This is a genomic window from Paenibacillus segetis (assembly GCF_014639155.1).
In the GTDB taxonomy this organism is placed as follows: domain Bacteria; phylum Bacillota; class Bacilli; order Paenibacillales; family Paenibacillaceae; genus Fontibacillus; species Fontibacillus segetis.
The window spans coordinates 257,966-282,808 of sequence record NZ_BMFT01000001.1 but is presented as its reverse complement, the minus strand read 5'-3'; the positions used below and the strand labels follow the sequence as shown (position 1 = coordinate 282,808).

16 protein-coding genes are annotated in these 24,843 nt (G+C 43.5%); 1 reads left to right on the top strand and 15 read right to left on the bottom strand.

The window, feature by feature from the left end; genetic code table 11:
• Positions 1 to 58: 58 nt before the first annotated feature.
• The 9 genes from IEW05_RS01175 to IEW05_RS01135 form a co-directional block, all read right to left on the bottom strand.
• The gene (locus IEW05_RS01175) at positions 59 to 1,819 is read right to left on the bottom strand and encodes a glycoside hydrolase family 2 protein (RefSeq protein WP_188535010.1); all 1,761 of its coding nucleotides are present in this window, start codon (positions 1,817 to 1,819) and stop codon (positions 59 to 61) included.
• A gap of 241 nt (positions 1,820 to 2,060) precedes the next feature.
• On the bottom strand, positions 2,061 to 2,999 hold the full coding sequence (locus IEW05_RS01170; protein ID WP_188535008.1) for an ArsR/SmtB family transcription factor: 939 nt from the start codon (positions 2,997 to 2,999) through the stop codon (positions 2,061 to 2,063).
• A gap of 103 nt (positions 3,000 to 3,102) precedes the next feature.
• Positions 3,103 to 4,503, bottom strand: a complete 1,401-nt coding sequence (locus IEW05_RS01165) for a family 43 glycosylhydrolase (RefSeq protein ID WP_188535007.1) — start codon at positions 4,501 to 4,503, stop codon at positions 3,103 to 3,105.
• A 134-nt stretch (positions 4,504 to 4,637) separates the two neighbouring features.
• The gene (locus tag IEW05_RS01160; RefSeq protein ID WP_188535006.1) at positions 4,638 to 6,386 is read right to left on the bottom strand and encodes a glycoside hydrolase family 2 protein; all 1,749 of its coding nucleotides are present in this window, start codon (positions 6,384 to 6,386) and stop codon (positions 4,638 to 4,640) included.
• Between the two features lie 26 nt (positions 6,387 to 6,412).
• A complete protein-coding gene (locus IEW05_RS01155; protein WP_373285769.1) occupies positions 6,413 to 7,345 on the bottom strand; it encodes a carbohydrate ABC transporter permease in 933 nt (310 codons plus the stop codon).
• A gap of 14 nt (positions 7,346 to 7,359) precedes the next feature.
• Complete coding sequence (locus tag IEW05_RS01150; protein WP_188535004.1) at positions 7,360 to 8,331, bottom strand: ABC transporter permease; 972 nt, start codon at positions 8,329 to 8,331, stop codon at positions 7,360 to 7,362.
• A 122-nt stretch (positions 8,332 to 8,453) separates the two neighbouring features.
• Positions 8,454 to 10,193, bottom strand: a complete 1,740-nt coding sequence (locus tag IEW05_RS01145; protein ID WP_188535003.1) for an extracellular solute-binding protein — start codon at positions 10,191 to 10,193, stop codon at positions 8,454 to 8,456.
• A gap of 460 nt (positions 10,194 to 10,653) precedes the next feature.
• Positions 10,654 to 11,619, bottom strand: a complete 966-nt coding sequence (locus tag IEW05_RS01140) for a glycoside hydrolase family 43 protein (RefSeq protein ID WP_188535002.1) — start codon at positions 11,617 to 11,619, stop codon at positions 10,654 to 10,656.
• Between the two features lie 152 nt (positions 11,620 to 11,771).
• Complete coding sequence (locus IEW05_RS01135; RefSeq protein ID WP_188535001.1) at positions 11,772 to 14,525, bottom strand: glycoside hydrolase family 2 protein; 2,754 nt, start codon at positions 14,523 to 14,525, stop codon at positions 11,772 to 11,774.
• Positions 14,526 to 14,669: 144 nt separating this feature from the next.
• Between IEW05_RS01135 and IEW05_RS01130 the strand changes: the two genes are divergently transcribed.
• The gene (locus tag IEW05_RS01130) at positions 14,670 to 15,605 is read left to right on the top strand and encodes an ArsR/SmtB family transcription factor (protein WP_188535000.1); all 936 of its coding nucleotides are present in this window, start codon (positions 14,670 to 14,672) and stop codon (positions 15,603 to 15,605) included.
• An 85-nt stretch (positions 15,606 to 15,690) separates the two neighbouring features.
• On the opposite strand, the gene IEW05_RS01125 is transcribed toward IEW05_RS01130, so the two are convergent.
• The 6 genes from IEW05_RS01125 to IEW05_RS01100 form a co-directional block, all read right to left on the bottom strand.
• On the bottom strand, positions 15,691 to 17,466 hold the full coding sequence (locus tag IEW05_RS01125) for a glycoside hydrolase family 35 protein (protein WP_188534999.1): 1,776 nt from the start codon (positions 17,464 to 17,466) through the stop codon (positions 15,691 to 15,693).
• A 45-nt stretch (positions 17,467 to 17,511) separates the two neighbouring features.
• The gene (locus IEW05_RS01120) at positions 17,512 to 18,759 is read right to left on the bottom strand and encodes an alpha-L-fucosidase (RefSeq protein ID WP_188534997.1); all 1,248 of its coding nucleotides are present in this window, start codon (positions 18,757 to 18,759) and stop codon (positions 17,512 to 17,514) included.
• A 53-nt stretch (positions 18,760 to 18,812) separates the two neighbouring features.
• Positions 18,813 to 20,417 carry a response regulator transcription factor gene (locus tag IEW05_RS01115; protein ID WP_229753213.1) on the bottom strand — a complete coding sequence of 535 codons (1,605 nt, stop codon included), beginning with the start codon at positions 20,415 to 20,417 and terminating at the stop codon, positions 18,813 to 18,815.
• Positions 20,418 to 20,499: 82 nt separating this feature from the next.
• Positions 20,500 to 22,245 carry a sensor histidine kinase gene (locus IEW05_RS01110; RefSeq protein WP_188534995.1) on the bottom strand — a complete coding sequence of 582 codons (1,746 nt, stop codon included), beginning with the start codon at positions 22,243 to 22,245 and terminating at the stop codon, positions 20,500 to 20,502.
• Positions 22,246 to 22,364: 119 nt separating this feature from the next.
• A complete protein-coding gene (locus tag IEW05_RS01105) occupies positions 22,365 to 23,873 on the bottom strand; it encodes an ABC transporter substrate-binding protein (protein ID WP_229753212.1) in 1,509 nt (502 codons plus the stop codon).
• A 65-nt stretch (positions 23,874 to 23,938) separates the two neighbouring features.
• On the bottom strand, positions 23,939 to 24,829 hold the full coding sequence (locus tag IEW05_RS01100; RefSeq protein ID WP_188534991.1) for a carbohydrate ABC transporter permease: 891 nt from the start codon (positions 24,827 to 24,829) through the stop codon (positions 23,939 to 23,941).
• Between the last annotated feature and the right edge of the window lie 14 nt (positions 24,830 to 24,843).

The window sequence follows — 24,843 nt, the reverse complement described above, 5'->3', positions numbered from 1 at the left end:
TAATATTGTTAAGCAAAAACGGCAGAACCGTTAAATAACGCAATCTGCCGTCTTTAAATTAATTTCGAATTCCTTCAATAATGGAGCGAATAGTCTCTAATGGAAGCTTAGGTTTGCGATCGTAAGTCAACAATCCGTTAATTTCCTGCTCCACATCCGTAAATTGTGTATAACAGAATCCTTGAATTATTGGAGAACGAAGTAAAGGTTCTACAACATTATTCAAACGCTCCTTAAAATCCTCTTCATTCGTAGCCCCAGAATACCCCCAACCTTCCCATTCATTCAGTTGGAAAGAGATACCTCCAAATTCTGTAACCAGAATCGGTTGATCGGCATATGGGAAGCCGGGAACTAGGATCCATCGGTTGCCTGGTTGAGCGGCCAGTGCCGTTTCTTTATCCTTATAGCGTTCCGCCAATACTTCCTTCCGCCACTCATAATCATGAATAGTAACGAGATCCGTGCTAACGAGCTCCCAACCGTCATTGGATATAACTGGCCGCGTAGAATCTAGCGATTTCGTCATATGGTAGACCGACAAAGCGTGCTGCTGCTGCTGCTTATCGACCAGAATATTGGGAACACCCCAACTTTCATTGAGCGGTACCCAAGCTACGATGCAGGGGTGATTATAATCTCGCTCCACCGCCTCAATCCACTCCCGCGTCAGGCGAGCCACATAGGATTGAGAAAATTGATAAGCGTTTGCCATTTCCCCCCACACCAGCAGACCCAACTTGTCAGCCCAATACAAATAGCGCGGATCTTCAATCTTCTGATGCTTGCGCGCACCATTGAACCCCATTTCTTTCGTTAGCTCAACGTCCCTACGTAGGTCATCATCACTTGGGGCAGTCAGTATACCATCCGGAAAATAGCCCTGGTCTAGCACCATTTTCATATAATAGGAGCGATTATTCAGTAGTAGCTTCCCGTCCTCAATGGATATTTTTCGCATACCGAAATAACTTTGCACTGTGTCTACTACCGTACCGTCTACGATGAGTGTCAATTCCAAATCGTATAAATTCGGTTTCTCTGGGGTCCACCAGCGTCCTAGTCCATGGTCATTGAAATCCTCCAGGTGGATATGCCGACTCGTCGATTCGTTTCGCAACGAGAATAAGTCCTCCGTAATAAATTCTCCATTAAAAGTCACTGCAGCCTTTAGACTAACGATGGCACCAGGGCGATACCCTGAGAGGAAAATGTCCAGACTGATATCATTCTTATCTATATCCGGTGTCACCTTCATCCGCCCGATATAAGTTTCCGCGACCGGTTCCAGCCACACGCTCTGCCAAATCCCCGTGGTTCGCGTATAAAATATACTAGCTGATTTCTCCTCCCAAAACTGCTTGCCTCGTGGTAGGGTTACATCCCGACTGTAATCGGTCGCTTTCACTACAATGATATTGTCGCCTTCAACGAGAATATCCGTAATATCGGCATGAAACGGCGTATGCCCACCCTCATGCTGCACTGCAAGCTTACCATTCACCCATACCTTTGCCTCGTAATCAACGGCGCCAAAATGAAGGAGCAGTCTTTCTTTCTCATATCCTTCAGGTAAGGAAACTACCTTCCGGTACCAAACTGTATCATGAAACCCCGTATCGCCTATTCCGCTCAATCGGCTTTGATAGCAAAAGGGGACTATAATCTTTTTACTAAAATCATGAGCTTCGTACCAAGCTTCCCGCTCTCCGATTCCATTATCGTCATAATCGAACTCCCATTCTCCATTTAGACTCATCCACGCCTGACGGACAAATTGCGGACGAGGGTATTCATTGCGTATTTGTTGATCAATCATTACCATTACTCCTACTTCCTCCCCATCTAGTTGCGAGACAAATTTGTTTTGTTACATATATTTGGTATCTTTTAAACCTAATATAGCGTTTTAATGCCCTTTTGTCAACGTTTTCAAACCATTTATGTGTATTATATTAATATAAATCATTTATATACAATATTTTTGTAATTAATGGCGGATGCCGTACATAACACAAAGAAACCATCAGTTCCGTAAGGAATGATGGTTTCTTAATTTCTTATTCAGTCTCATCTAGAACATAAGCGACTTGCATGACCAGATCCTGTTCATGATCTCCAAACTGTTTTCCAAAAAGATTAACGCCACCCTTATGTACCGCATCAGGCTTGACCCCAATACGGACCCGTAGGCTCGGGCGCTGGTCGATATCAAGGTCTTTTAATGAAACGTCAGATACTTTTTGCATATCCAAGGTTGTCCGTTCATGATCAATCCGCCATGTTTTTAGTAATCCATATTGTGTCGTCCAATCTTCCCACCAAACAGGATTCAATGTGCCACGCCGGTCTCCAAAATCTCCAGGACTGGTCCACATTCCGATCTCTACCCCATTCACCCACACAGAAATATCAGAAGGCCAATCGTTGTCATAATTCGGCGCTTCCGAGCACATTTCCATGGATAGCTCGATCGACTGGATGCTCGCATTCTGCGGAATCTCAAGCGGGAGCAAATACTCCACATATCCCTTACGGAACCAAAGAATCTGCGCTGCAACATGCTTCGGATGATAAAAGCTTGCCGGTTCATCTTCTCTAACCAACATTCCTTCGTGAGAAGCCATTCCGCAGGTCGGATGAACCTCGCAATCACTATAATATCCAATAGGCATCTCAAGCTCATAAAATTTCATGCCATCCTTGGATGTCCGGATGCTTGTATTTAGCGAGATTAGAATATCGTCATAATTTCTGCTACATACCTTCATGGCACCTCGTACCGCTGGAAGTAGTTCTGTATTAATCAGCTTGGCAGCCTCGAGAATCTTCACATTGTTAGCAACAGTCGATACCGGAAGCTGAAGAGACTCGGCAAGTTCAATAATATTCATACTGCGTGTGTTAAGAAGGCGAAGTATGTCAACCCGGGAGCGTGTAGAAAGGGCATGAGCGACCTGAACCAACCTATCGGACTCGTGTATACCAACTTCCAGCATATGAACCTCCATATTAGTATTCCAAGAAAATGATCTATCTCTAAAGAGAGTACTACATAAAGTTGAAATAAAGCAACAATATTAATTATATCATGTTTAGGACCTAATTAACCTGCTTAATATCGAAGAAATCCAACTCTACATCCCCTACATCCTTCGTAAATCTAATTTTATTCATACCTGCCTCAAGTTGAATTCTGGCTGTGGATAGCCCCCAGTTTTCCCAGCCTTTATTAGTTATATAGAGTCTACTAGGAGTACCTGTATTTATACTTAACTGGAGATAAGCCCCCTCTCCTCCCTCAGTACCATTCGCTGCTCTTACCAATAGAATATATTCACCTGCAGATGCCACTTTAACTGAATACTCTCCATAGCTATCCGGCATGTCAAACTGACCCACTTTAGATCCTCCTGAGCCTGTGGAACTTGGTATTACGCCAGCACCTCCACCAAATGTCCCGTTCTCACCTTCATAGCGAATATGAGCGGTTTCACCAGAAGGCAAAGAAATAGGAAGGTTCGGATTAGCAGGAACTCCGAGATTGGGAGTATCATCAGCATTCCAAGTAAATTTTTGGGCACGAACTTCACGGTTCCACCCAGAATTGTTGAATTTGGCAACATGATAAAAGATCCAGTCCTCTGTGCCATCCACAGATGTAGTAAATGAATGGTGCCCCGGTCCATATAACCCATTCTCAGAGCTAAAAATAGGTTGGTCCCTTTTACTCCATGAGGCAGGGTCCATCAAATCACTTGAGACATCGGCCGTTATCAACCCAAGACAATAGTCATTAGTCCAACTTCCACTTGCCGAGTAGACGAGATTAATTACTCCGTTTCGAACGATAACCTGAGGTCCTTCATTGATATAGGGAGAATGGTTCACCTCCCAGCTATGGGTTGGTCTTGAAATCTCAACGCGCTCTGAATCAATCGTCCAAGGATCGCTCATATGGGCGATATACAGATTCTGCTGCACATCGACATCTCCCTCCCAACCGGACCAAATAAAATACAGCTGATCCTGTACTTGCAGAACAGTACCATCAATAGCCCATTTGTTTGTAGAGTCGGTGATCTGTCCCTTTTGCTTCCATACACCCTGTGTAGGATCTGCCGAGGTATTCTCCATCACATACATCCGATGATTAACGTTATCCCCATCGTCCATGGCATAATAGATGTACCAGGCTCCATTTATATAGTGGAGTTCAGGAGCCCATATATTATGACCACCTGTAGTAATTACCTTTCTAGGAGCTGCGTCAATCGTTGTTAACTGCGCTGATTTCCAGATGGTAACGTCACCACCGGTCGTTTTGGTAAAATAATAGATTCCGTCCGTGTGCTTATAGACCCAAGGGTCTGCCCCATCCTGCATGATTACATTATAAAAATCCTCCTGACTGGCAGCCTCATTCTTCGCACATCCAATAGGCGAGATAAGGAACAAACATATTGCAGGTAGTATTGCCTTTCTAACATTCAGTCTCTTCATAACCAACCTCATTCCTTCCCAATGAACTCAAGTTATTATTCACCAACAAGCTTTCGGACAAGAAAAAGCCCCAATGGGGCTTTTTAGTAAGAACCCTCTAACCGGTTCCAGAATATGAAGCTAATCTGAAGGCTCTAATCCTCAATCGCAGCCTTACGTGAGTTGATTCTGCGGATCGTATCAGGATTAAATTTCGGCTTTCTGTCATAGGTGTATAGACCATTTACTTCCTGCTCCACATCGTATAGCTGGGTATAGCAAAATCCAAACATCATCGGATGATCCAGCAATACATTCGTTAATCCCTCATAACGTTCAATAAATGCTTCTTCGGACGTAGGTCTGTCTCCATAACCCCAAGATTGCTCATCCTTCTGATCCGGGTTCCACCAAATGCCGCCGTATTCACTAATGAAATACGGTTGTCCTTCATATTTTTGGCGATCAGGGAAAGTAACGAAAACCTCACCACCGTTTTTCATCGGCTCATATCTTTCTTTGAACGTCGCCGGATTTTGGTCATAGTCATGAAGATCAAAAATGTCGGTCACGACATGAAAGTTACCACTCGTATCGATAACAGGACGGGTAGGATCCAGCCGTTTCGTTACCTCGTAAGTAATACGCAGCACATCGTTATTCTGTTTGGCGCCGTCCCGGTCCCATGTCTCGTTAAAAGGACACCAACCAATAAGGGCTGGGTGATTGAAATCTCGTTCCATCCCTTCTATCCATTCCGGTAAAAACTGAGACAGACCTTCTGCTGTACATATATCCAATCCCCAGTTGGCGTGCTCTCCCCAAACCAGGTAACCCAGCTTATCCGCCCAGTATAAATAGCGAGGCTCAAATATTTTTTCATGTAATCTAGCTCCGTTAAAACCAAGATCCATCGAAATTTCTATATCTTGTCGGAGATCTTCATCGCTCGGAGCGGTATAGATACCCTCAGGATAAAATCCTTGATCTAGCACAAGGCGCTGGAATACGGATTTCCCATTGATCCGGAATGCCATTCCGTCGAGTCTTACGGTTCTTAGTCCAAAGTAAGAATTGACGGAATCACTAACCTGACCTTGCTTATCCAATGATAACTGGAGGTCATATAGTCTCGCGTTCCCAACTTCCCACAAATGAACTTCAGCTAATGGTAGTGTTACTTTTGCAGATGAACCGGACACCACAATACTAACTTCCCCGACAGACTTTCCTTCATAAGAAGCAGTAGCGGAAAGCGTTGCCCCAGCTGCATCGCCTCCAATTTGTAGCTCCATGTGCACGCAAGCGTTATCTGGGTCGGGTACTAACTTCATGTTAGATAGAAATGCCTCAGGCACTTGTTCAAGCCAAACCGTCTGCCAAATTCCTGTCGTTCTGGTGTAATCACAGCCATGTGAACGGAATCTTTCACTTTGTTTACCGCGCGGTTGACGCCCTGATCGAACATCGTCTTCAGCATAAACGGTAATGATATTCACTCCTGGCACAATAGCTGCAGTAATATCAAAGCTAAAAGAAGAATATCCCCCACGATGTGTTCCTACAGATACTCCGTTAACCCATACCTCAGTTTCATAATCAACCGCACCAAAATGCAGCAAAATTCTTCCACCGGTCCAAGTCTCCGGTACAGAGAATTCTCGTTTGTACCATACCGCTGCCATAAAGTCTTTATATTCAACACCTGATAGTTTGCTCTCTGGACAGTAGGGAACCGTTATCGTCCCGGATAAATCGCGCCCAGATTCATAGTAACCGCGTTCTTTTCCACTTTTGCCATGATCGATTTCAAATCCCCATTGCCCGTTTAAATTGATCCAGTCAGGTCGCACCCACTGCGGACGTGGATACTCAGGACGAGGAATAGAAGAATAAATATTCATTATAAAACTCCTTTATAACTTGTTGTTTAGCCTTTAATAGAACCAACAAACGCACCTTTAACAAAGTATTTCTGTAGGAAAGGATATACGCATAAAATAGGTACCGTCGAAACAACGATAGCGCAATATTTAACGAGTTCTCGGAATGCAGTGGCGCTCTGAGCACTATTAATCACAACACCGCCCGCACTACCTATTGTTGTAGCAGTCGAATCATTGGCTACTAATATTTCCTTCATTAATAACTGTAATGGGAATAGGTTCCGATCCTTCAACAGCACCATCGCATTAAACCATGAATTCCAGTTACCAACCAGATAGTATAAAAAGATTACCGCTAAGGTGGCTTTGGAAAGCGGGATGATTACTCTTACCAGAATATTAGCCTGGCTTGCGCCATCAATCGTAGCAGCTTCTTCTAATTCAAGCGGAAGTGCTTGGAAACTAGTTCTTAATATAATGATGTTCCACGTACTCAGTGCCGTTGGCAGAATCATGGACCATAGATTATTGTACATACCAATATCCTTCATCAATAAGAACCAAGGAATCAATCCTCCACCAAAAAACATGGTGATCGTGATCATAATCATAATAAAATTTTTGAAATATAAATCTCTTCTCGACAATACGAAGGCACCCATAATGGTCATGATCATATTCACTAACGTGCCTAATCCTACATATATAATGGTGTTTCTATACCCAATTAAGAGACTGTTGTCTTTAAAAACCAACTTGTACCCATCGAGGGTAAATCCCAGCGGCTTCAGTAATGCACCTTTATGAGCCATTAACGCAGTAGGATTACTAACCGAAGCAAATAAAATATGTAGCAAAGGGTATAAACAGCACAGCGTTAATACTATTAACAACGTATAGTTCATGACATCGAATACTCGATCTCCGAAAGATGCAGGCTTCAATCTACTTCTTTTAAATCGTGTTTGCTGTGACATAGCCATCCTTCTTTCTACCAAAGGCTAACTTCTGAAGTGCGTTTGGCTATTTTATTCGTTATCCATAGAAGCGCAAAGTTAATCACGGCGCTGAATAATCCAACTGCAGTAGAGAAACTCAAGCTAGCTTCTCTCAAACCTCTTCGATAAACATAAGAAGCAATAACATCGGCTGTATCATATGTCAGAGGATTATAGAGCAAAATAATTTTCTCATGTCCGGATGCCATTAATCCGCCAATAGCAAAGATAAATAGAATAACGATAGTAGGGGCGATTTGCGGCAACGTAATATACCACATCTTTTTTACCCTTCCAATACCATCGATCTCAGCCGCTTCATACAGTGCAGGATCAATGGAACTCATTGCAGCAAGATATATAATACTGCTCCACCCTACACTCTGCCATATGCCGGAAAAAGTATAGATTGGCCTAAAGAAAGAAGAATACCCAAGGAGCGAGGTGTAATCTTTACCTGTAATCAATTGAAGGATTTGAGTAACTACCCCTTCATCCGCTGTAAATATATGAATAATACCTGCGACAACTACCAATGAAATGAAGTGAGGCATATAGGTTATAGTCTGAATTGATTTTTTGAACTTTCCGTCACGAACTTCATTTAGCATCAACGCCAATATAATGGGAGCGGTAAATCCAAAAACGATACCCCAAACGTTAAGAAGGAGCGTATTTTTTACAACCCGCCAAAAATAGGGCCCCTGAAAAAAGTCAACAAAATGCTTAAATCCCACCCAGTCACTTTGGGCAAATCCGAGTAATGGTTTGTAATCCTTAAAGGCAATCAAAACGCCCCACATCGGGCCATAACAAAAAATTAGAAACCAAGCAACTACCGGAATTGCAAGCAAATAGGCAAACCAGTTCTTCTTAAAGTCTTTTTTAAGTATAGATTTGGTGTTTTTAGGCTTTCCGGTTTTAACGATGCTGTCAACCTTCCTATTCTTTCGGATTATCTCCATGAACCATTCACCTACTTTTTCGTATCCCGAATTACCTTCAAATGATAACGAGGGGCCAGAAAGCTTCGACCTACTGGTTCACCCTCGTCATAATCTTTGACACAATTCAGGTTATATGGAATCTATCTGCTGTTATATCGATCCAATGCTGCTTGATGAATACTTAGGAACTCATCCATCCCCATACTCTTCGCTTCTTTCAAGAATTTATCATAGGCATCTACCGATAACTCACCTTTGATAATTTTCGCAAAATATTCCCCTCTTAGTGTAGACAACTGATTTCCGAGCTCCGCCTCGCGTGAAGCCTCTTCTTTTGTAAATGTAATCGGTGGTATTGCTACACTTGTATCCATGTTCTCTGTCCAATACTCTCTGATATCTCCGGAATAACTTCCTTCTGAAACAATTAGCGGATTGGAGTTATGCTCATCACGAATATTTGCCCAAACATGTCTGCGATATTTATCAATAGTAACCGCTACTGGCTGACCTTCAGGGTCCTTGTACATATAGCTGTCACTAGGGTAGTAAGGTTTACCATTTTCATCAATCAAATGTACCGTTCCGAACTCCCCGTAGTTATAGATTTCCCAGCCTTTTTTAGTATAGGCGAAATCCAACCATGCCATAGCGGCCTCTACATTTTTGCTTTGAGTCGTTATCGCTGCCGAATTCCCTGTTCTTTTAAAATTCTTATAGGTCGTTGCAGATTTATCTCCTGCATTCAGCACTGGATTTAGCGCTCCAACAAAGTCCATGTTGTTTTGCTCCTTCCAATAGCTCCACATCGTATCCGGAGAATCCATCATTACAGCTGTCTTATCGGAGATCGCACTAGCCATTCTTTGGTTAAAGTCGGCTGTAGCCCAGTCGCGATTAAGCAATCCTTCTTTATTCCATTGTTGCATCAAAGCCAAATATTCTTTAGCTTTTGGTTGTGCAGGACCCCAACCAACTTTTCCGTTCTCATCGAGGAACGTCCAATCCCATACACCATAAGCACCATTAATGATGCCGGTAAAGATTTGACCATAGTTGGATCCATAGTTCAACGGTTCACTATACCCAACTTCCTTGGCTTTTGTTAAAAAGGCATGCCACTCGTCAATCGTATTAGGAACTTCCATACCTGTTTTGTCCAATGCTTCCTGTTTGATCAGCATTCCGAACCAAGTCCATTCCGAATATGGCGCTATGCCGTAGAAGCCCAACAGCTTACCATCATCTGTAATCGTAGTTTTTCTTCTCGTTTCATCAGAATTACGCCAAGCTGTATAGTTAGGAGCATTTTTCTCCATTAGATCTGTAAGATCGATATAAGCACCATCATTCACACCAGCTTCGAAACCTCCCGGATACCGTCCTGGATCAATAATGATATCAGGTAATTCTCCGGAGGAGATCATCAAGGTAAAGGCATCTGCTTCCTGTCCAATTGGCGGTGTAATAAAATTAACTTTAATTCCAGTCAATTTTTCCACTTGTTTTTGCACAGCATGATTATTCATATCTGGTATGTTGACGTTTGCCGGCATCCAGACATCTAATGTTACCTTTTCTTTTAAGGGGTAGGCAGAATAATCATTTGGAATGACTTCATCAAAAATATCTCCCAAATATGTATCATTCAAAGTATTATTTACCTCGTCGATTTGCTCTTGCGTTGGAGCGTTATTCCCACGGATAGTGGCACTAATATCTGTATAAGATTTGTCTTTGTTATCATTTGCGGAAACATTTGATTCATTAGAGGAGTTATCCTTAGAAGCGTTATTTGAACTACCACATGCAGTTACTGTTGATATCACCAATATCGAGACAAATAATAGATTTAGAATACGTTTTGAAAATTTATTCATATTATCCTCCCTTTAAATAAATCTCTCAAACAATCCAAGTAAGAATTGACTACAATCTCTGTCGTCCTAATCTGTCAAGCTTCTCCTTTCATTGGATTTTAACCCCTCAGTCTGTAGTTATCCAGATACAAATTAATATTATGTTTTAATACAATTATTTTGTATCTATTGATAAATTATAAGCGCATAGTTTTATTGTGTCAACGCTTTCATTCTGTAAATATGATAATATTTTTTAAGTAACCTTTGTCTTTATACAACCTTATTCTCACGGCACACACATTACAATCCCCTTCATATAGCCAAAGCTACACATTAACTCCTCTGTATGAAGCTGATTTTGGATGCTACAACCTACCAGACTAATGAAAGTAATTAAATGCAAAATATTTGTAACAAAAAGTTGTTTTCAACCTAAAATCTCGTCAAACCTCCGCTTGAACAGACTGCTATCCTCATTTTATTCTCCTGAAAGCAAGGAAACGCTCTTATCTGTTGCCAGTGGAACGCTAAAATCCGGCATCCCATCTTCTGTCCATCCGAACCTTTGGATCCGCGTACTGCGTGGCATTCCTTCCGAACGTTGTTGCTCAGTCTCGGAGTATGAATACGCATGGTAAACAATCCAATCCTCCGAGCCGTCTATCGAAATCGTAAAACTGTTATGTCCCGGGGCGAATACACCCAATTCTGGATTCTTAACGAAGACTGGGCCATCATGCTTGATCCAAGCCTCTGGATCCATAAGATCTCCATCCTCTGCAATCATCGTCATTCCCAGACAGTAATCATCAGACCAGGTCGCACTAGCCGAGAATACGAGAAATACCCATCCGTTACGGTGCAAAAATACCGGTCCTTCATTAATCGCCATCCCGCCCCTCTTCTCCCAGGGTTCTGTAGGTGATGTAATTAGCACATTAGGTCCTGTCAATGTCCAGGGATTAGACATACGAGCTGCATATATTGCTGAGCCATAATCTGGGAAGTATCCGTAACCTGAATAGAAAAAATACAGCTCTCCTTGATGTTGGAATACAGTTCCATCCAACCCCGGAAAATCCGTGTTGACGACTCCCTTAAATAACCATTCATCGTTCATCGGATCATTCCCCGAGAGCTGAAGTACGCATACTCTCCTTGTATCATCCCCGCCACCATCATTCGCAGTATAGTAGATATACCAACTATCATTAATATAATGGAGCTCCGGCGCCCATAGATTATACGAATATGGCCCGGAAGATTCCGGGATCCATATCGTCTTCGGTTTAACCTCAGCCAATCCGATCAAAGTCCTACTATGCCAAAGTGCAATACGATCTCCCAACGTAACTGACATATAATAACTGCCATCCTTATGTTGAATAATCCAAGGATCGGCTCCATTCTCTAGAATGAGATTACTGAATGATTGCTGTTCCATATGTATCCTCCTTCGTTTTGTGGTTCTTTTTGGATGTTATCCCTTTTAACGGACGAAAAGGGCTTACCCTCTAGTAATTGAACATTTTACTTTATTACAATTATTTTATTTTGTTCAAAACAATAAGACCTCCTAAAGTTATTGTCAACGCTTTAGCTATACCGGATCAGCAAATCAAACGGATATCGTCCAGCATTCCGACCGTACAAGGCGACGCCTCCTACCTCCGCTTGCAATTCCAAACGAAAAGTACGGCTGAAATTGAGTTCCGCAGTCAACTGTACCGGAATCCTCATCTTGCAGAGATAACCATAGGAACCTGCTTCATCCAATTTATTCTGGACCGGTTGATAGTGCCAAGATAATACACCTCTGGCGTCCGCCGGATCATCAGGAAGATCGAACGAACCGATCGCCTTGCCGTCGATTAGGAGGTTCAGTCGGGATGGATGTACTTCCTCATCGGTCATGTAATAAGTATTCGGATTGTATTCCACCATCGCATCCGCACCATGCATCGCACCAATTCCCATATCGTTCACTTTGCCCCCTTCGATATTCCGGGCTAGTAACCGCTTGGAACTTGCTTCAAAGATGATTTCGATATCTCGGATCAAGGTTTGTTCTGCTGGATCCGGCAAGGTTACCTCATAAATAAAGTGGCCCTCTCCGCCTCCGCTCACCTTGGCACCTTGAATAGACTCCCATTGCTGCTTGAATGTTTGTTCTGTGTAGGAGCTCACTGGAATCTGAATACAACCGGACTGAGGGCCGATCACTCCATCAGCTTTGCCGCTTCTTACATCGTACGTAATGAAATTCCGCATAATCGTGTGGTTTGCATCATTCACTAGGGAAACCGCTAATACTGCTACTGCTTCTCGAGCTGGCATAGTAAGTGATAATGAAGAGAGCGAGCTAACTCCGTAGCCATCCCAATCAACCTGCATATTACCGCATGCCTCTACCGTACGAACACCCAAATCGTCATACCACAGTTCCCACTTCACCTGCAGTTGCTGCCCATGATATTGATCCGAAAAACTAGAGCGTAGCAACGGAACAATGGTCTTTTCACCATAAAATAATGTCTGACAAGGAGGTGCATCGAGCACGATAAAATCCGGGGAATGCAGATCGGCAATCGTCATGCCGGGTACAAAGGCGTCGTATCCAAAGTCTTTGCCCACTCCATCAAGACGGTAATAACCGTTAAATTCATTCGTCACATCACGTAACTCGGTGAACACAAAACCACACAGCTTATCATGCTTCCTGAACTCATTCATCATATATCGATAATGCCACGCCAAATCACTGTCGCCTGCTCCACCTTCAATACCCCAGACGTTACCGCACTCGCTGTTCATCAGCGGAGCATCAGATTGAACATTACCTCCGATACAGTTAAAGTCCGAACCCGGGAATGTTTTATCCACAACCTCATGTAGATGGTTTCGAAGCTGGTCATAACCATTAAGATAGAAATGCCATGTATTGATATCAGATTCAACATGATCATAGTTGCACGGCGAGTTATCCTCGATAATCCGGGTTGGATCCATTTGCTTAGCCCAGCGATATTTCTCTCGGACCCATTCCTGCGTCTCTGGCAGATAACTGCTCTGTTGAGATATGTCAGCCGTCACCCCTGCTTCTTTAGCGTCTGTCTTCAGTCCCCATGTCTCATTGAACATCACCCATGAGAAAATAGATGGATGGTTATAGTCCCGCTCAATGATCTCAAGCGCTTCACTTTCATAGGATGTACGCGCTTTTTCATCGGGGTTACCCCAGAAGCAAGGCATATCTTCCATAACGAGAATGCCAAGCTTATCTGCCCAATACAGCTTACGTGGCTCCTCCGGCTTGATATGAATCCGAACAAAGTTCAGCCCCAAACGTTTCATGAGGTATATTTCATCTCGCATTTCTTCATCCGACGGATAAGTGAAATATCCTGTCTTGTGGTAGGACTGGTCAAGGGTACCGTTCAAATAAATCGGCTTGCCATTCAGCGTAATCCAGCGATATCCGCGGTCGTCGAAACGAACCGTTTGAATCTCACGAATTCCGAAATAAGTGCTAACTACATCTCTGCCACAAGATCCCGTTAACTGCAATTCACCTTCGTACAGATAAGGCGTTTCTGGACTCCACAACTGTGGATTATTCACTTTAAAAGAGCTCTTGATTTCATTTTCTCCTGCTACGAGATCTAGATCCGCGCTGTGTAGGATGGAACCCTCTGCAAATTGCAGCGTTAATTCTGCTGTTCCAGCTTCATACGCTATGATTCTTGCCGTCACTTCCACCTTCCCGTCAATGGAGGTCACAAATTTAGCATCCTTCACATACGTTTGTGGACGGGACTCTAACCAAACCGGCTGCCATATACCGCGAATTTCTCCGTACCCCTGCTTACCACGTGCCTGATAATCATGATCGAAATCTTCTACTCTTACGACAATCGTATTCTCGCGTTCAACTTGCCAAGTCTCGGTAACTTCGAACTCGAACGAACCGTAACCACCTTGATGAGAACCGACATGAACACCATTGATCCACACATCGCATATATAATCCACAGCTCCAAAGCGCAGAAACAATCGTGAGTCTTTCACGGAAGGCTTCCATGTCAGAGTACGTCGGTACCAGCCTATCCCTTTAGAATCACTGCCTATACCGGACAAGGGACTTACCCAGGAGAAAGGTACAGTAATCAAAGAATCGTAAGCGATTTCATAATTGCTTTGCCATTGACTGCTGATGCCTTCATCGCCCGGGTCAAAACTAAATGACCATTGGCCATTCAAGTTCATCCAATCCAAGCGCTGCCAATGCGGATGTGGATGTTCAGAACGAGGGACATTATGACATTCCAAATTCATTACAGAAGTCGTCATTAAGTAAACACAACCTTTCAAAATGTGAAGTTGAGCTCATTTTAGCACCAGTATATGTTTTTCGCAATGTTAATTATAGTTTTACAATACTCAATCTTCATTGTACAATATTCTCAATCTATCTTTACGAAAAGGAAAAAATTTATGAGCGAGATAATACAAGAAACGATTCGTTACCCTGCATCGCGTATCTTGGATGTAGCTAAAGCGTTGTCAGGAGATGTTCGCGTTCGAATACTTGAGGCTCTTGGCGACAGGCCAATGAGTGTCAGCCAGTTGGCTGAGGCTCTTGGTATGGCCCAACCTACAATTTCTATTAATGTACAAACGTTGGAGCAGGTAAATCTGATTGTTTCCACGCAAGGTGCCAACCGTGAGAAGATATGCTCAGTCACTTGCCGGGCTATCCAACTCGATCTGCCTGCCAAACCAGGAGAAGGCCTGCATCCAACAGAAGAAATACATATGCCCATCGGAATGTACTCCCACTGTTCAGTACAACCATCCTGCGGTATGGCAGGAAAAGATGGGAATGTGATTGGCTCCCAAGATGACCCGCGGGTATTCTATATGCCGGATCGAATTGACGCATCGCTACTATGGTTCGCAGAATCTGGTTATGTCGAATACTATTTTGCCAATCCTCTACCACCAGGCGTCATGTTGGATGAGATTCGTATTTCGGCAGAAGTATGCTCAGAAGCGCCTGCGTTCCGAGAAGATTGGGCAAGTGATATTACCCTAACCATCAACGACCAGCTCGTCGGCACTTATACTTGTCCCTCTGATTTCGGTGACCGTAAAGGGAAATTAACTCCAGAACGGTGGAAGAGTGGCACAGAATTCGGCATGCTGACAGAATGGAGCATTTCAGGTAAGGGCAGTCAGATAAACGGCGTTCCTTCTGCTCCAACAACTATTGACATGCTCAATCTATCCTTTAACAAGCCGATTAGCATTCGTTTCGAAGTCCGGGAAGATGCTGTTAACAAGCATGGACTCAATCTTTTCGGTAGTAACTTCGGTGACCATCCCCAGGATATCGTGCTATCGTTCATACGTCGCTCTGAGCATGAATGACCACAAGCCCTTTCTTTGATTGATCAAGCAAAAAAAGCTCTCTACAAGCATCAAAATGCTTGTAGAGAGCTTTTAATCAGTATACTTATTTATCATCCAATTTGTTCAGCACAGGATAATCCTGCAAAATAATCTCAGGAGCTGCGCAACCATGTAATTCAAACATAATCAGCTCATTCTTTCCCTTACGTAGTAGTGGTCCAGGGATATACAACGTTCCTTGTGGCCCGATATCCCAGTAACGCCCCAGGTTGAAGCCATTGATATAGGCTACCCCTTTCGTCCATCCTGTTGTATTCAAGAAAGTATCTGCAGGTTCATCCACGATAAATTCACCTCTGTAGAAGCTCGGTTCATTATGTAGTGTTTGAACACTCGGTTCGAATGAGAGGTTAGATAAGTCATCTAATGGAAGCGAATGAATCGTCCAATGATATAAATACTGTGGACCAAATCGAACACCTTCTGTTATTCCTTTCGGATCCTTTATTAAAGAACCGTAATTTACTCGCCCCATATTTTCCACTAAGATGCTGACCGTAACACCTTCTGGAGGAACGGCAAATGTAATCTCATGATCCGGGTTCCAACGTTCAATTGTTCCTTTATACAAACCATCAACAAAAATCATAGCACGGTCTCGTACCTCTTGAAGATGCAGTCTACTTTCCGACCTAGGTCCGGTCAATCGCGTCGAATACAGGATAAATCCAGCATTTTGACCAAGCCGCTCCATCGGTTCGGGACATGTACTCTGAACTGGTAAGGATAGACAGTCAAGGGAAGACAATAGCTTGGCTTGTTCCTTCATTTGAACGACACCATAACTTCGCTTGGCAATCGGTTCAGGCAGTTCAAGTGGTCCCAGCTCCACGTATTTGGAAATCACTTGTCGTACAGCATGAAATTTCTCCGTGATATCTCCACATTCACTGACAAGAACATCATAATCATAGCTTGTAATCGTCGGCTCATATTTGTCCTCAGGATTAGTTCCATGGTTAGCTCCATTATAGAAACCAAAGTTCGTTCCTCCATGAAACATGTAGAAGTTGACCGATGCACCAATAGACATCATCTCATCTAATACATTCGCCACATCTTCTGCCGATCTGGTGTGATGCTCCTTGCCCCAATGATCAAACCAGCCATTCCAATATTCCATGCACATGAGTGGCTGATCTGGTTGATATTCGAGCATCATCTTGAAAGCCTCGTCAGGTTGCGATCCAAAATTAGCAGATGCCCATACTCCCGGTACCATCCCACCTTGAAGCATAAAATCAGCTGGCCCATCTGAGGTAAACAACAGTACATCTACACCGCGCTTGACTAATGCTTCCTGCAAATATTGCAAATATACCTGATCATTACCGTAGCTACCATATTCGTTCTCAACTTGCATGCAAATGATAGGTCCACCATTCGTCGACAGCAGTGGTATCAGACGTGGAATTAACTCATCGTAGTAGGCATCGACCTTTGCTAAATAAGGCAAGTGATAGCAACGAAGACGCATTCCTGGATCAGCGAGCAACCAGGCTGGGAGTCCACCGAACTCCCATTCCGCGCAAATGTAGGGACTCGGCCGAACAATAACATAAAGACCAAGCTCGCCTGCAAGCTTTATAAACCGCTCTAAATCTGCCATACCTTCAAATACAAATCTTCCTTCATCTGGTTCATGAAAATTCCATGGTACATAAGTTTCAACTGTATTAAACCCACAAGCCTTCAATTTCATCAGGCGGTCAACCCAATACTCCGGCACAACGCGGAAATAATGAATAGCTCCAGAAATAATCTGAATCGGACGTTCGCCTAACATAAATTGTGGCCCATGAATTGATAATTTGTTCATATAGAAGTTACCTCCCCGTATAAAATCTCGCCCGCCTACCCCTTCTTATCTCGAATCAATCTCTGTACAATATACCGCAAAGAAGCGGATAAGCGGCAGATCTACGTACTTCGTTACAGTGAGTCGTAATTGCTGTGTACGTATCGCAGGGAAAGCATCGATTTTCTTATGTCCAATCGCCGTACCGTGTACAAGCTCAATCCAAACTCCGTCCTGCGCTGCCTCCAGAACGTATTCGTGAACCCGTTCACCCTGGGAGATTTGCTCCATCACGATGGCATGGTCAACAAGAAATTCGTAGGGCAAAGACAAAGTCAATTCTGTTCCATCGCCCGAAGTTTGCGCGATCGGATGATCAAAGCGACGAGAAATTTCATCCCCAAACTCTATGACCCGCTCCACATCGATGTCCGGGAACAATCCACGATCATCCGGTGATATGTTCAATAGCAGCACTGTGCCATGTCCCACCGAACGATAATAAATGTCTAACAGGTTGTCTAGCGAACGCAAGCTGTCCTCATCATTCGGATGCCAAAACCAATGGTGAGTGCGAATCGGCACGTCACATTCAGCCGGTACCCAGTTCGATGTCTCGGGTAACCAGGTCAACATATCGCTCGTAAACATGCTCGCACGAGCCTCCGAAGAAGTGTTCCAGCAAGGATAAGGAGCTACACCATCTTCATTGCCTACCCAGCGAATGGTCGGCTGCCCCATGTTGAACACCATTGCGTCAGGTTGATGTTGCTTAACAAGTCCCATAATACGAGGCCAGTCGTACTCGCGTCCTTCGGAACCAGCTCCATCGAACCATACCTCGATTAGCGGTCCGTATTGCGTAAGCAGTTCTGTCAGCTGTTCGGCGTAGAAGTCATCGTAAGCTTCCTTGTCAGCATAACATGGTTCGTGTCTGTCCCATGGTGACAGATATAATCCAAGGGCGATCCCTTCCTCGCGGCATGCGTCGGCAACCTCACGCACAACATCACCTTGGCCGTTCTTCCAAGGACTTGATTTCACCGAATAATCCGTCGTTTTCGTTGGCCACAGACAGAATCCATCATGATGTTTGGCCGTCAGAATGAAATATTTAAATCCCGCCCGTTTAGCGGTACGTACCCATTGCCGCGCATCGAGCTCAGTTGGATTAAATATCTCCGGTGAGTCGTTACCGATCCCCCACTCTTGATTACAAAATGTATTCATCCCAAAATGACAAAACATACCGAGTTCCATGTCGTGCCATCGTAATTGTTGTTCCGTTGGTTTAGCCAAAATAGATTTATTCATTGTAAACCACTCACTTTCTATCTGTTTATTTGTATGGTAAGTGATAGGGTAATCTAGCTCCCCGAGCAACCTGACAGCTTCCTAAACTGCTGAGGATTTGCATGATAAACCTTCTTGAACATTTTAGAAAAATAGGAGAAATTGCTGTACCCTATCGTTTGCGCGATCTCGGAAATCGGGATCGTTGAGTGGACAATGAGCTCTTTGGCAATCTGCATCCTCTCGTTAAGTAAGTAATCCGTAATACTCATCCCCACCTCTTTCTTAAACAGACGTGAGAGGTAGGCTGGGTTCAGATGAACATATTCGGCAAGCATTTCCCGGGTGATGTTATCACTGAGATGATCAGTAATATAGGCACGAAGCCGCGGAATAACTGACACCTCCTGATAGAGACAGCAATGCACCCTATGGATTAACCAAGTTCCCCATGTTTCCATCTGCTCCAATGTCCGTGGAGGCGCTTTTACTTGAGGACTGCTGACATCATGGATTAACTGATGGGAAGAAAGACCTTTTTTCTGTAGTAAATAGTGAATCATTTGCAGGAATCCCTGGTAATAGGCCTGTAGAACATTGGCTCCAAAACGCCGTTCGGAAGATAGCTCCTGAAGACTGTTCCGGAACTGCTGAATCAGCTCTTCCTCCTTACCGTTCTCAAGTAACAGCGCCCAGATCGTAAAATCAGGTAGGCTGGGATCCGGGACAGGCTCTGGACTTCGCTTGCATAGCCAGTTGAGCTGATTGGATACACTGAGATTGTTGTATTCCATAGACAACAGCTTTTTGTACATTCCCGTCAGCTCATGCAGTTGAACCGGCTCACCAATATAACAAGATACCGTGCAGTTCAAATATTGACTGCAAGCATCAATATACTCGGTACATTTCTGGCCAATACTGTTCAGCAGCACAGACTCCTCCTCAGGTGAAAAGTACAGGATAGCCATCGTGACCCCTTGTTTGGACTGAATAACCTCTCCCCTATAGCTGCCAATCAATAATTCAGAGGAGGATTGACGGATGGCATATTCCATCACTTCTTCGTCCCTCGTATTGAGCTCTCGCTTCCAATTCTCCACACTCACCATGACGGGGAGCAATCTATCGTTAGGCAGGAGGGTAATGCCATATTCAGCCGGCAAACTACAATTGTCGTTCACGGAGGCCACGATCCGTTCCGAGAGCAGATCATACCAGAAACGCTCGCTAAGCAGCGGCTTCTTCTTGTTCCATAACTCGTAATATGGTTTATATTGTTCACTTTGAGCCAGCTCAGCGTTCTTCTTCTCCACTGTGCGGATCGCCTTGCGGATGACTTCCTCCAAGGCTTCGTACTCCACCGGCTTCATCATGTAGTCAAAACTACTAAGCTGAACAGCCCGCTGCATGAATCGAAAGTCATCATGGGCAGTCAGAAAAATCGTCTCCGTATGCGGTGAGAACTCATTTACCCATTCTAGCAATTCGATTCCTGTGCCTTTTGGCATCTCGATGTCGCTAATCATGACCTGAATTTCTTGTTCCTTAAAGATCTTGATCGCTTCCCTCATGTTATAAGCATCGTAGACCGCAGAGACCCCAAGTTCCTCCCAATTAATTGCATCTTTAATCCCCAAGACGGAGTACATCTCATCATCGACAATCAAAATCTGCAATTCTTTCACCCTCCTGCTGTAATTGTATAATTCTCTGGTCGTTTACTTTATCTGTTTCCAATTGCAGAAAGCGTTTATGGTTTTAATACATCGGTTTATCTGACTGTCCGGCAAACTCTACCGGAACCCTCAACTCTATCAAAGCGCCGGATTCCACACAATTATCGAAATTCAGGCGAGCGGCATTCCCGTATAGGAGTTGCAAACGATGATAACTGTTCCAAATGCCCAGATGTTGGTCATCCGTTCGTTGGAAATAGCGACCACTTTGCAGGGATTCTAGCATTTCTTGCGTGAATCCACAGCCATTGTCAGCAATTCGAATGCAGCAGAAGCTTGGATTAACATCCAGCATGGCCTGAATCTCAATATGAAAAGGTTCCTCCATAAAGTCAAACCCGTACTTGATGGCATTCTCAATAAAAGGCTGCACAATCAGTGGAGGAATCGGAACCAGCTTGGCATCCTCATCTATCGCAATCCGAAAGGTAATCCTACCGGGAAAGCGGAGTTGCTGAATGCACAAGTAGCTGTCCATATGCTCCATTTCTTCGGAGAGCCTGACGAAAGGCTGGCTCGTTTTGGTCGTGAACCGAAAATATTTCACTAGATTTAGACACATGGCCTGAATCACTGAAAAATTTTTGAGCTGGGCAAGATTATAGATCACATTGATGCTGTTTAACAAAAAGTGCGGATTAATTTGCAATTGCAAATGCTTCAGCTCCGCTTTATGCGTCCGAATTTGTTCTTCATATACATTAATTTTCAACTCTTGAATTTGATGTGCCATATCATTGAACGTTTCTGTAACCGCATGAAACTCCCTGGAAGGTGAGTTATTCAATCTGATGGCCCAATCGCCTCGTTTGAGCGTACGCATTCCTTTGAGCAAAGCGTTCATCGGTCTGAGAATGATACTGTTGAGATAAATCAAATACATTAAGAGCAACACAAAAGCAAATAGCGGAATCCATACGATAACCTCGCGGAACCGATAAATATTATCTAGCATCCCTTCTTCAGGAATGAAGGCAATCAACGTGACATCCGTCGAGGTGATGGGATTGCTAACGGCAACATAAGTGCCATTCTTCCCTTCAAGTCTCTGGTATCTTGCATCTGAATTAATTAGAGGTGGATCATTAAAGCCGCCAATATCGAAGCTACCGGCAATCAGTCTTCCGTCAGGGTTTGCTAGGGCGGAGAAACCCTCTCCTCCAAGCTGGATCAGCTCGAGTGGAATCATTAAATGGTCCAGCTGGACCCAAGCACCTAAGTACACTCCATACTGTGAGTCAACAATGCGAGTAAGGCCGTAGATATCACCGCATCTAACCGTCTTCCACCCCCTAAATAAAGGGCTTTCCGGCTGCACCATATCAAGCATATCCTGAATACACCGTTTAATGACCGTCGTCTCCTCGTAAGAATCGGATTTGATCGATGTATGAATCAGATCCCGATTGGCGGTTGAGTAAGCAAATTGAATATCGACACTACTATCAAACCGATTATATCGGCTTAGACTATTCAAGATTCGCATTCTGGTCAATGTGTAATCCGCAGAGTTATAGACCATTTTATTTAATGACAGAATATCTGCATCATGCGATGTTAAGTCATATAGAAAATTAGCTTCAATTCCAAGAGTAGTTTCGATTTGGTTGGAATAAAGCGTTATCATATTTGTGTTAGATTCTGCAGCCTGCTCACGTACCGAATTGGAGGCCGTAAAATTGCTATACACCAGTAGGATTACTAGAGGTAAAGTGATCATGATAAAGCCGATGGTTAGCTTGAAACGAAGAGATCCCTTAGGGTTCATTGTAGTTCTCCCTGCCTATTTCTTCATGTTGGTGTACGTATACAAGTCATTATATCTCAACATGCAGGAAAAGGAAGAAGGAGTTGGAGATCTCTCTTCCAACTCCTATATACTCCCTATTATTTGCTCGTTTTAGCCCATTCATCTAACTGCCGTTGCCGTTCTTCCTGAATCTTCTGGAAACCTGCAGCATCACGTTTAGCTTTGTATTTAGCTATCGTTCCTTCTACATCATCGATGGCACCAGCATTCAGAACCATTTGGAACTCTTTATCTACGTTACCCACGGCCGCCAACTCTGCTTTAACCGGAGTCTCGTCAAAGGTAAAGCCAAGAGCAATAGAACGTTCAGCGCTAGCATTAAACTTCTCAAATTGTTCCCATTTGTCAGGATCTTCGTTAGCCCACAGGTAAGAGATAAACTGATTACCGAACATCCATCCACCTGGGCTTGCATACCCTTGTGTATCCGCCGTTACACCTTCAGGATAATCAATCATATTGTCAGATATCTTGACGTAGTGCTTACCCTCGACTCCCCAATCTAGCATATTGAGCAGCTTGGCATCCGTATAGAGCATATTCAAGAACATCATGGCTCTTTCAGGATCCTTTGAAGTACGGGAGATAGCAAGCATAGCTCCGTTGGCTTCGCCTGTCGTGGTGTAAGGTAAAGCTGTCTCGACTTGGACTAACGGAATTCCCATTGTCACAGACATTTCTTTGTCTTTACCAGGCTTCAACGATTGGGCCAAAGCAAAGGCTTTTCCTGATTTAAGCATATTATCCGCTTGACCACTTGTATCCGAAGTTACAACATCTTTATCAAACCAACCATTTAAGTTCCATTGTCTCATACGTTTAAGGAAATCAACAAATTTTGGATCTTCTAATGTATCAATAACTTTGAGCTCTTTACTGTCACGCGAAATTATGGAGTTATCGTAATTAGCAGCGCCCCAAGTATTTGCAAATTTATTACTAACAACAGGTACGATATCCGGCTCGTTTTCCTTGATTGTCTTGAACATCTCTTCCATTTCCTCTAGAGTTTTTACTCCTTCAGTATTGAAGTGATATTTATCGACTAATGCCTTATTTAGCACGAAACCAAAGCCTTGGGCAAATTCCTTCTTTGTTGGCACGCCATAGGATTTGCCATTGATTTGAGAACCTTTGATAAAGTCATCACCAAGGACAGTCGGGATATCTTTGCCTTGGTTCTTTAAGAGATCCGTTAGGTCTAGAAATTGTCCTTTGGATACATCAAGACCATAACCGAACCATCCTGCAGTAAACATTAAATCAAAAGATTCCCCAGAAATTTTCATCAAATTGGTCTTATCAGTCCAAGATCCCCAATCAATCGGCTTCAATTCGATCGTGGCATTAATTTTTTCCGTCAAATACTTACTCATCTCTTCCTGCACAAGAGCTAGATCTTTCTGTGCATCACCAGGATAGACAAGTGTAAGCTTGTATGGCTTGAGATCCGTTGCCCCCTCTTCTTGATTTGCCGATGTAGAGGAGTTCTCTCCGGCCGTCTTGTTTGAATCATTACTTTTGCTTGAACCACATGCAGGTAGCACTAACACAGCTACCATAAGTAAAGCTAACAACGTGTACATTTTTTTCTTCAACTGGACCATTCCCTTCTTCTCTTTATTTCTATTAAAACTCCAGCAGTGCAGGATTAACCTTTAACTGCCCCGCTAGTAATGCCGCTAATGTAATACTTTTGAAAGAACGGATAAGCAATCAGGAGTGGGGCAATACCGATGATGGCCAGCGCCATACGAACCCCTTCGGTTGGCATCTTAGCGAGTAGTTCACCAGCCTGGCTGGAAGTATCCGCTTTCATTACTAGAAACTGTACGTTGTTTAATGTCTTCGTCATGAGATACTGGATATTAATCAACTCAGGTTTATCGATAAACAGCATGCAGTTATACCAGTCATTCCAAAAGGCTAGTAGATTAAATAGCGCAATCGTCGCCATAATGGGTGCGGATAGTGGCACCACAAGTTTTAGAAAGATGGTCAGTTCGCTTGCTCCATCAATGGTTCCCGATTCGACGATGGATTCTGGAATCGTATTAGCAAAAAAACTTCGCATTAGCAAAACGTTAAACGCACTCATCAATAGATTCGGAATAATCATGCCGAACAATGAATTTTTTAGACCTAACATCGTTACATATGTGATATACCAAGGGACCATCCCCCCGCTGAATAACATCGTAAAGAACAGAATGAACGACATCGTACGGCGCAGTGGCAAGTCCTTACGTGACAACGGATAGGCGAAGAGCGCTGTAATAAATAAACTAATAACTGTTCCTATCAGAGTTACGAGGATGGTTACGCCATATGACCTCGCAATCTGCCCAAAATCATTAAACAAAAACTGATAAGAGGCAAAGTTGAATTTACTTGGAAAAAAACTGTAGCCATTCTTGAGAATAGAGCTCTCATCTGTAATGGAGACCATGAATACCAGAACGAATGGCATCAGCGATGCAATGCTAAACAGCAAGAAGAACAAGTGAATTAAAGGCTTACGAATACGTGCTGCAATCGGCATCGTTGGGATGCCTC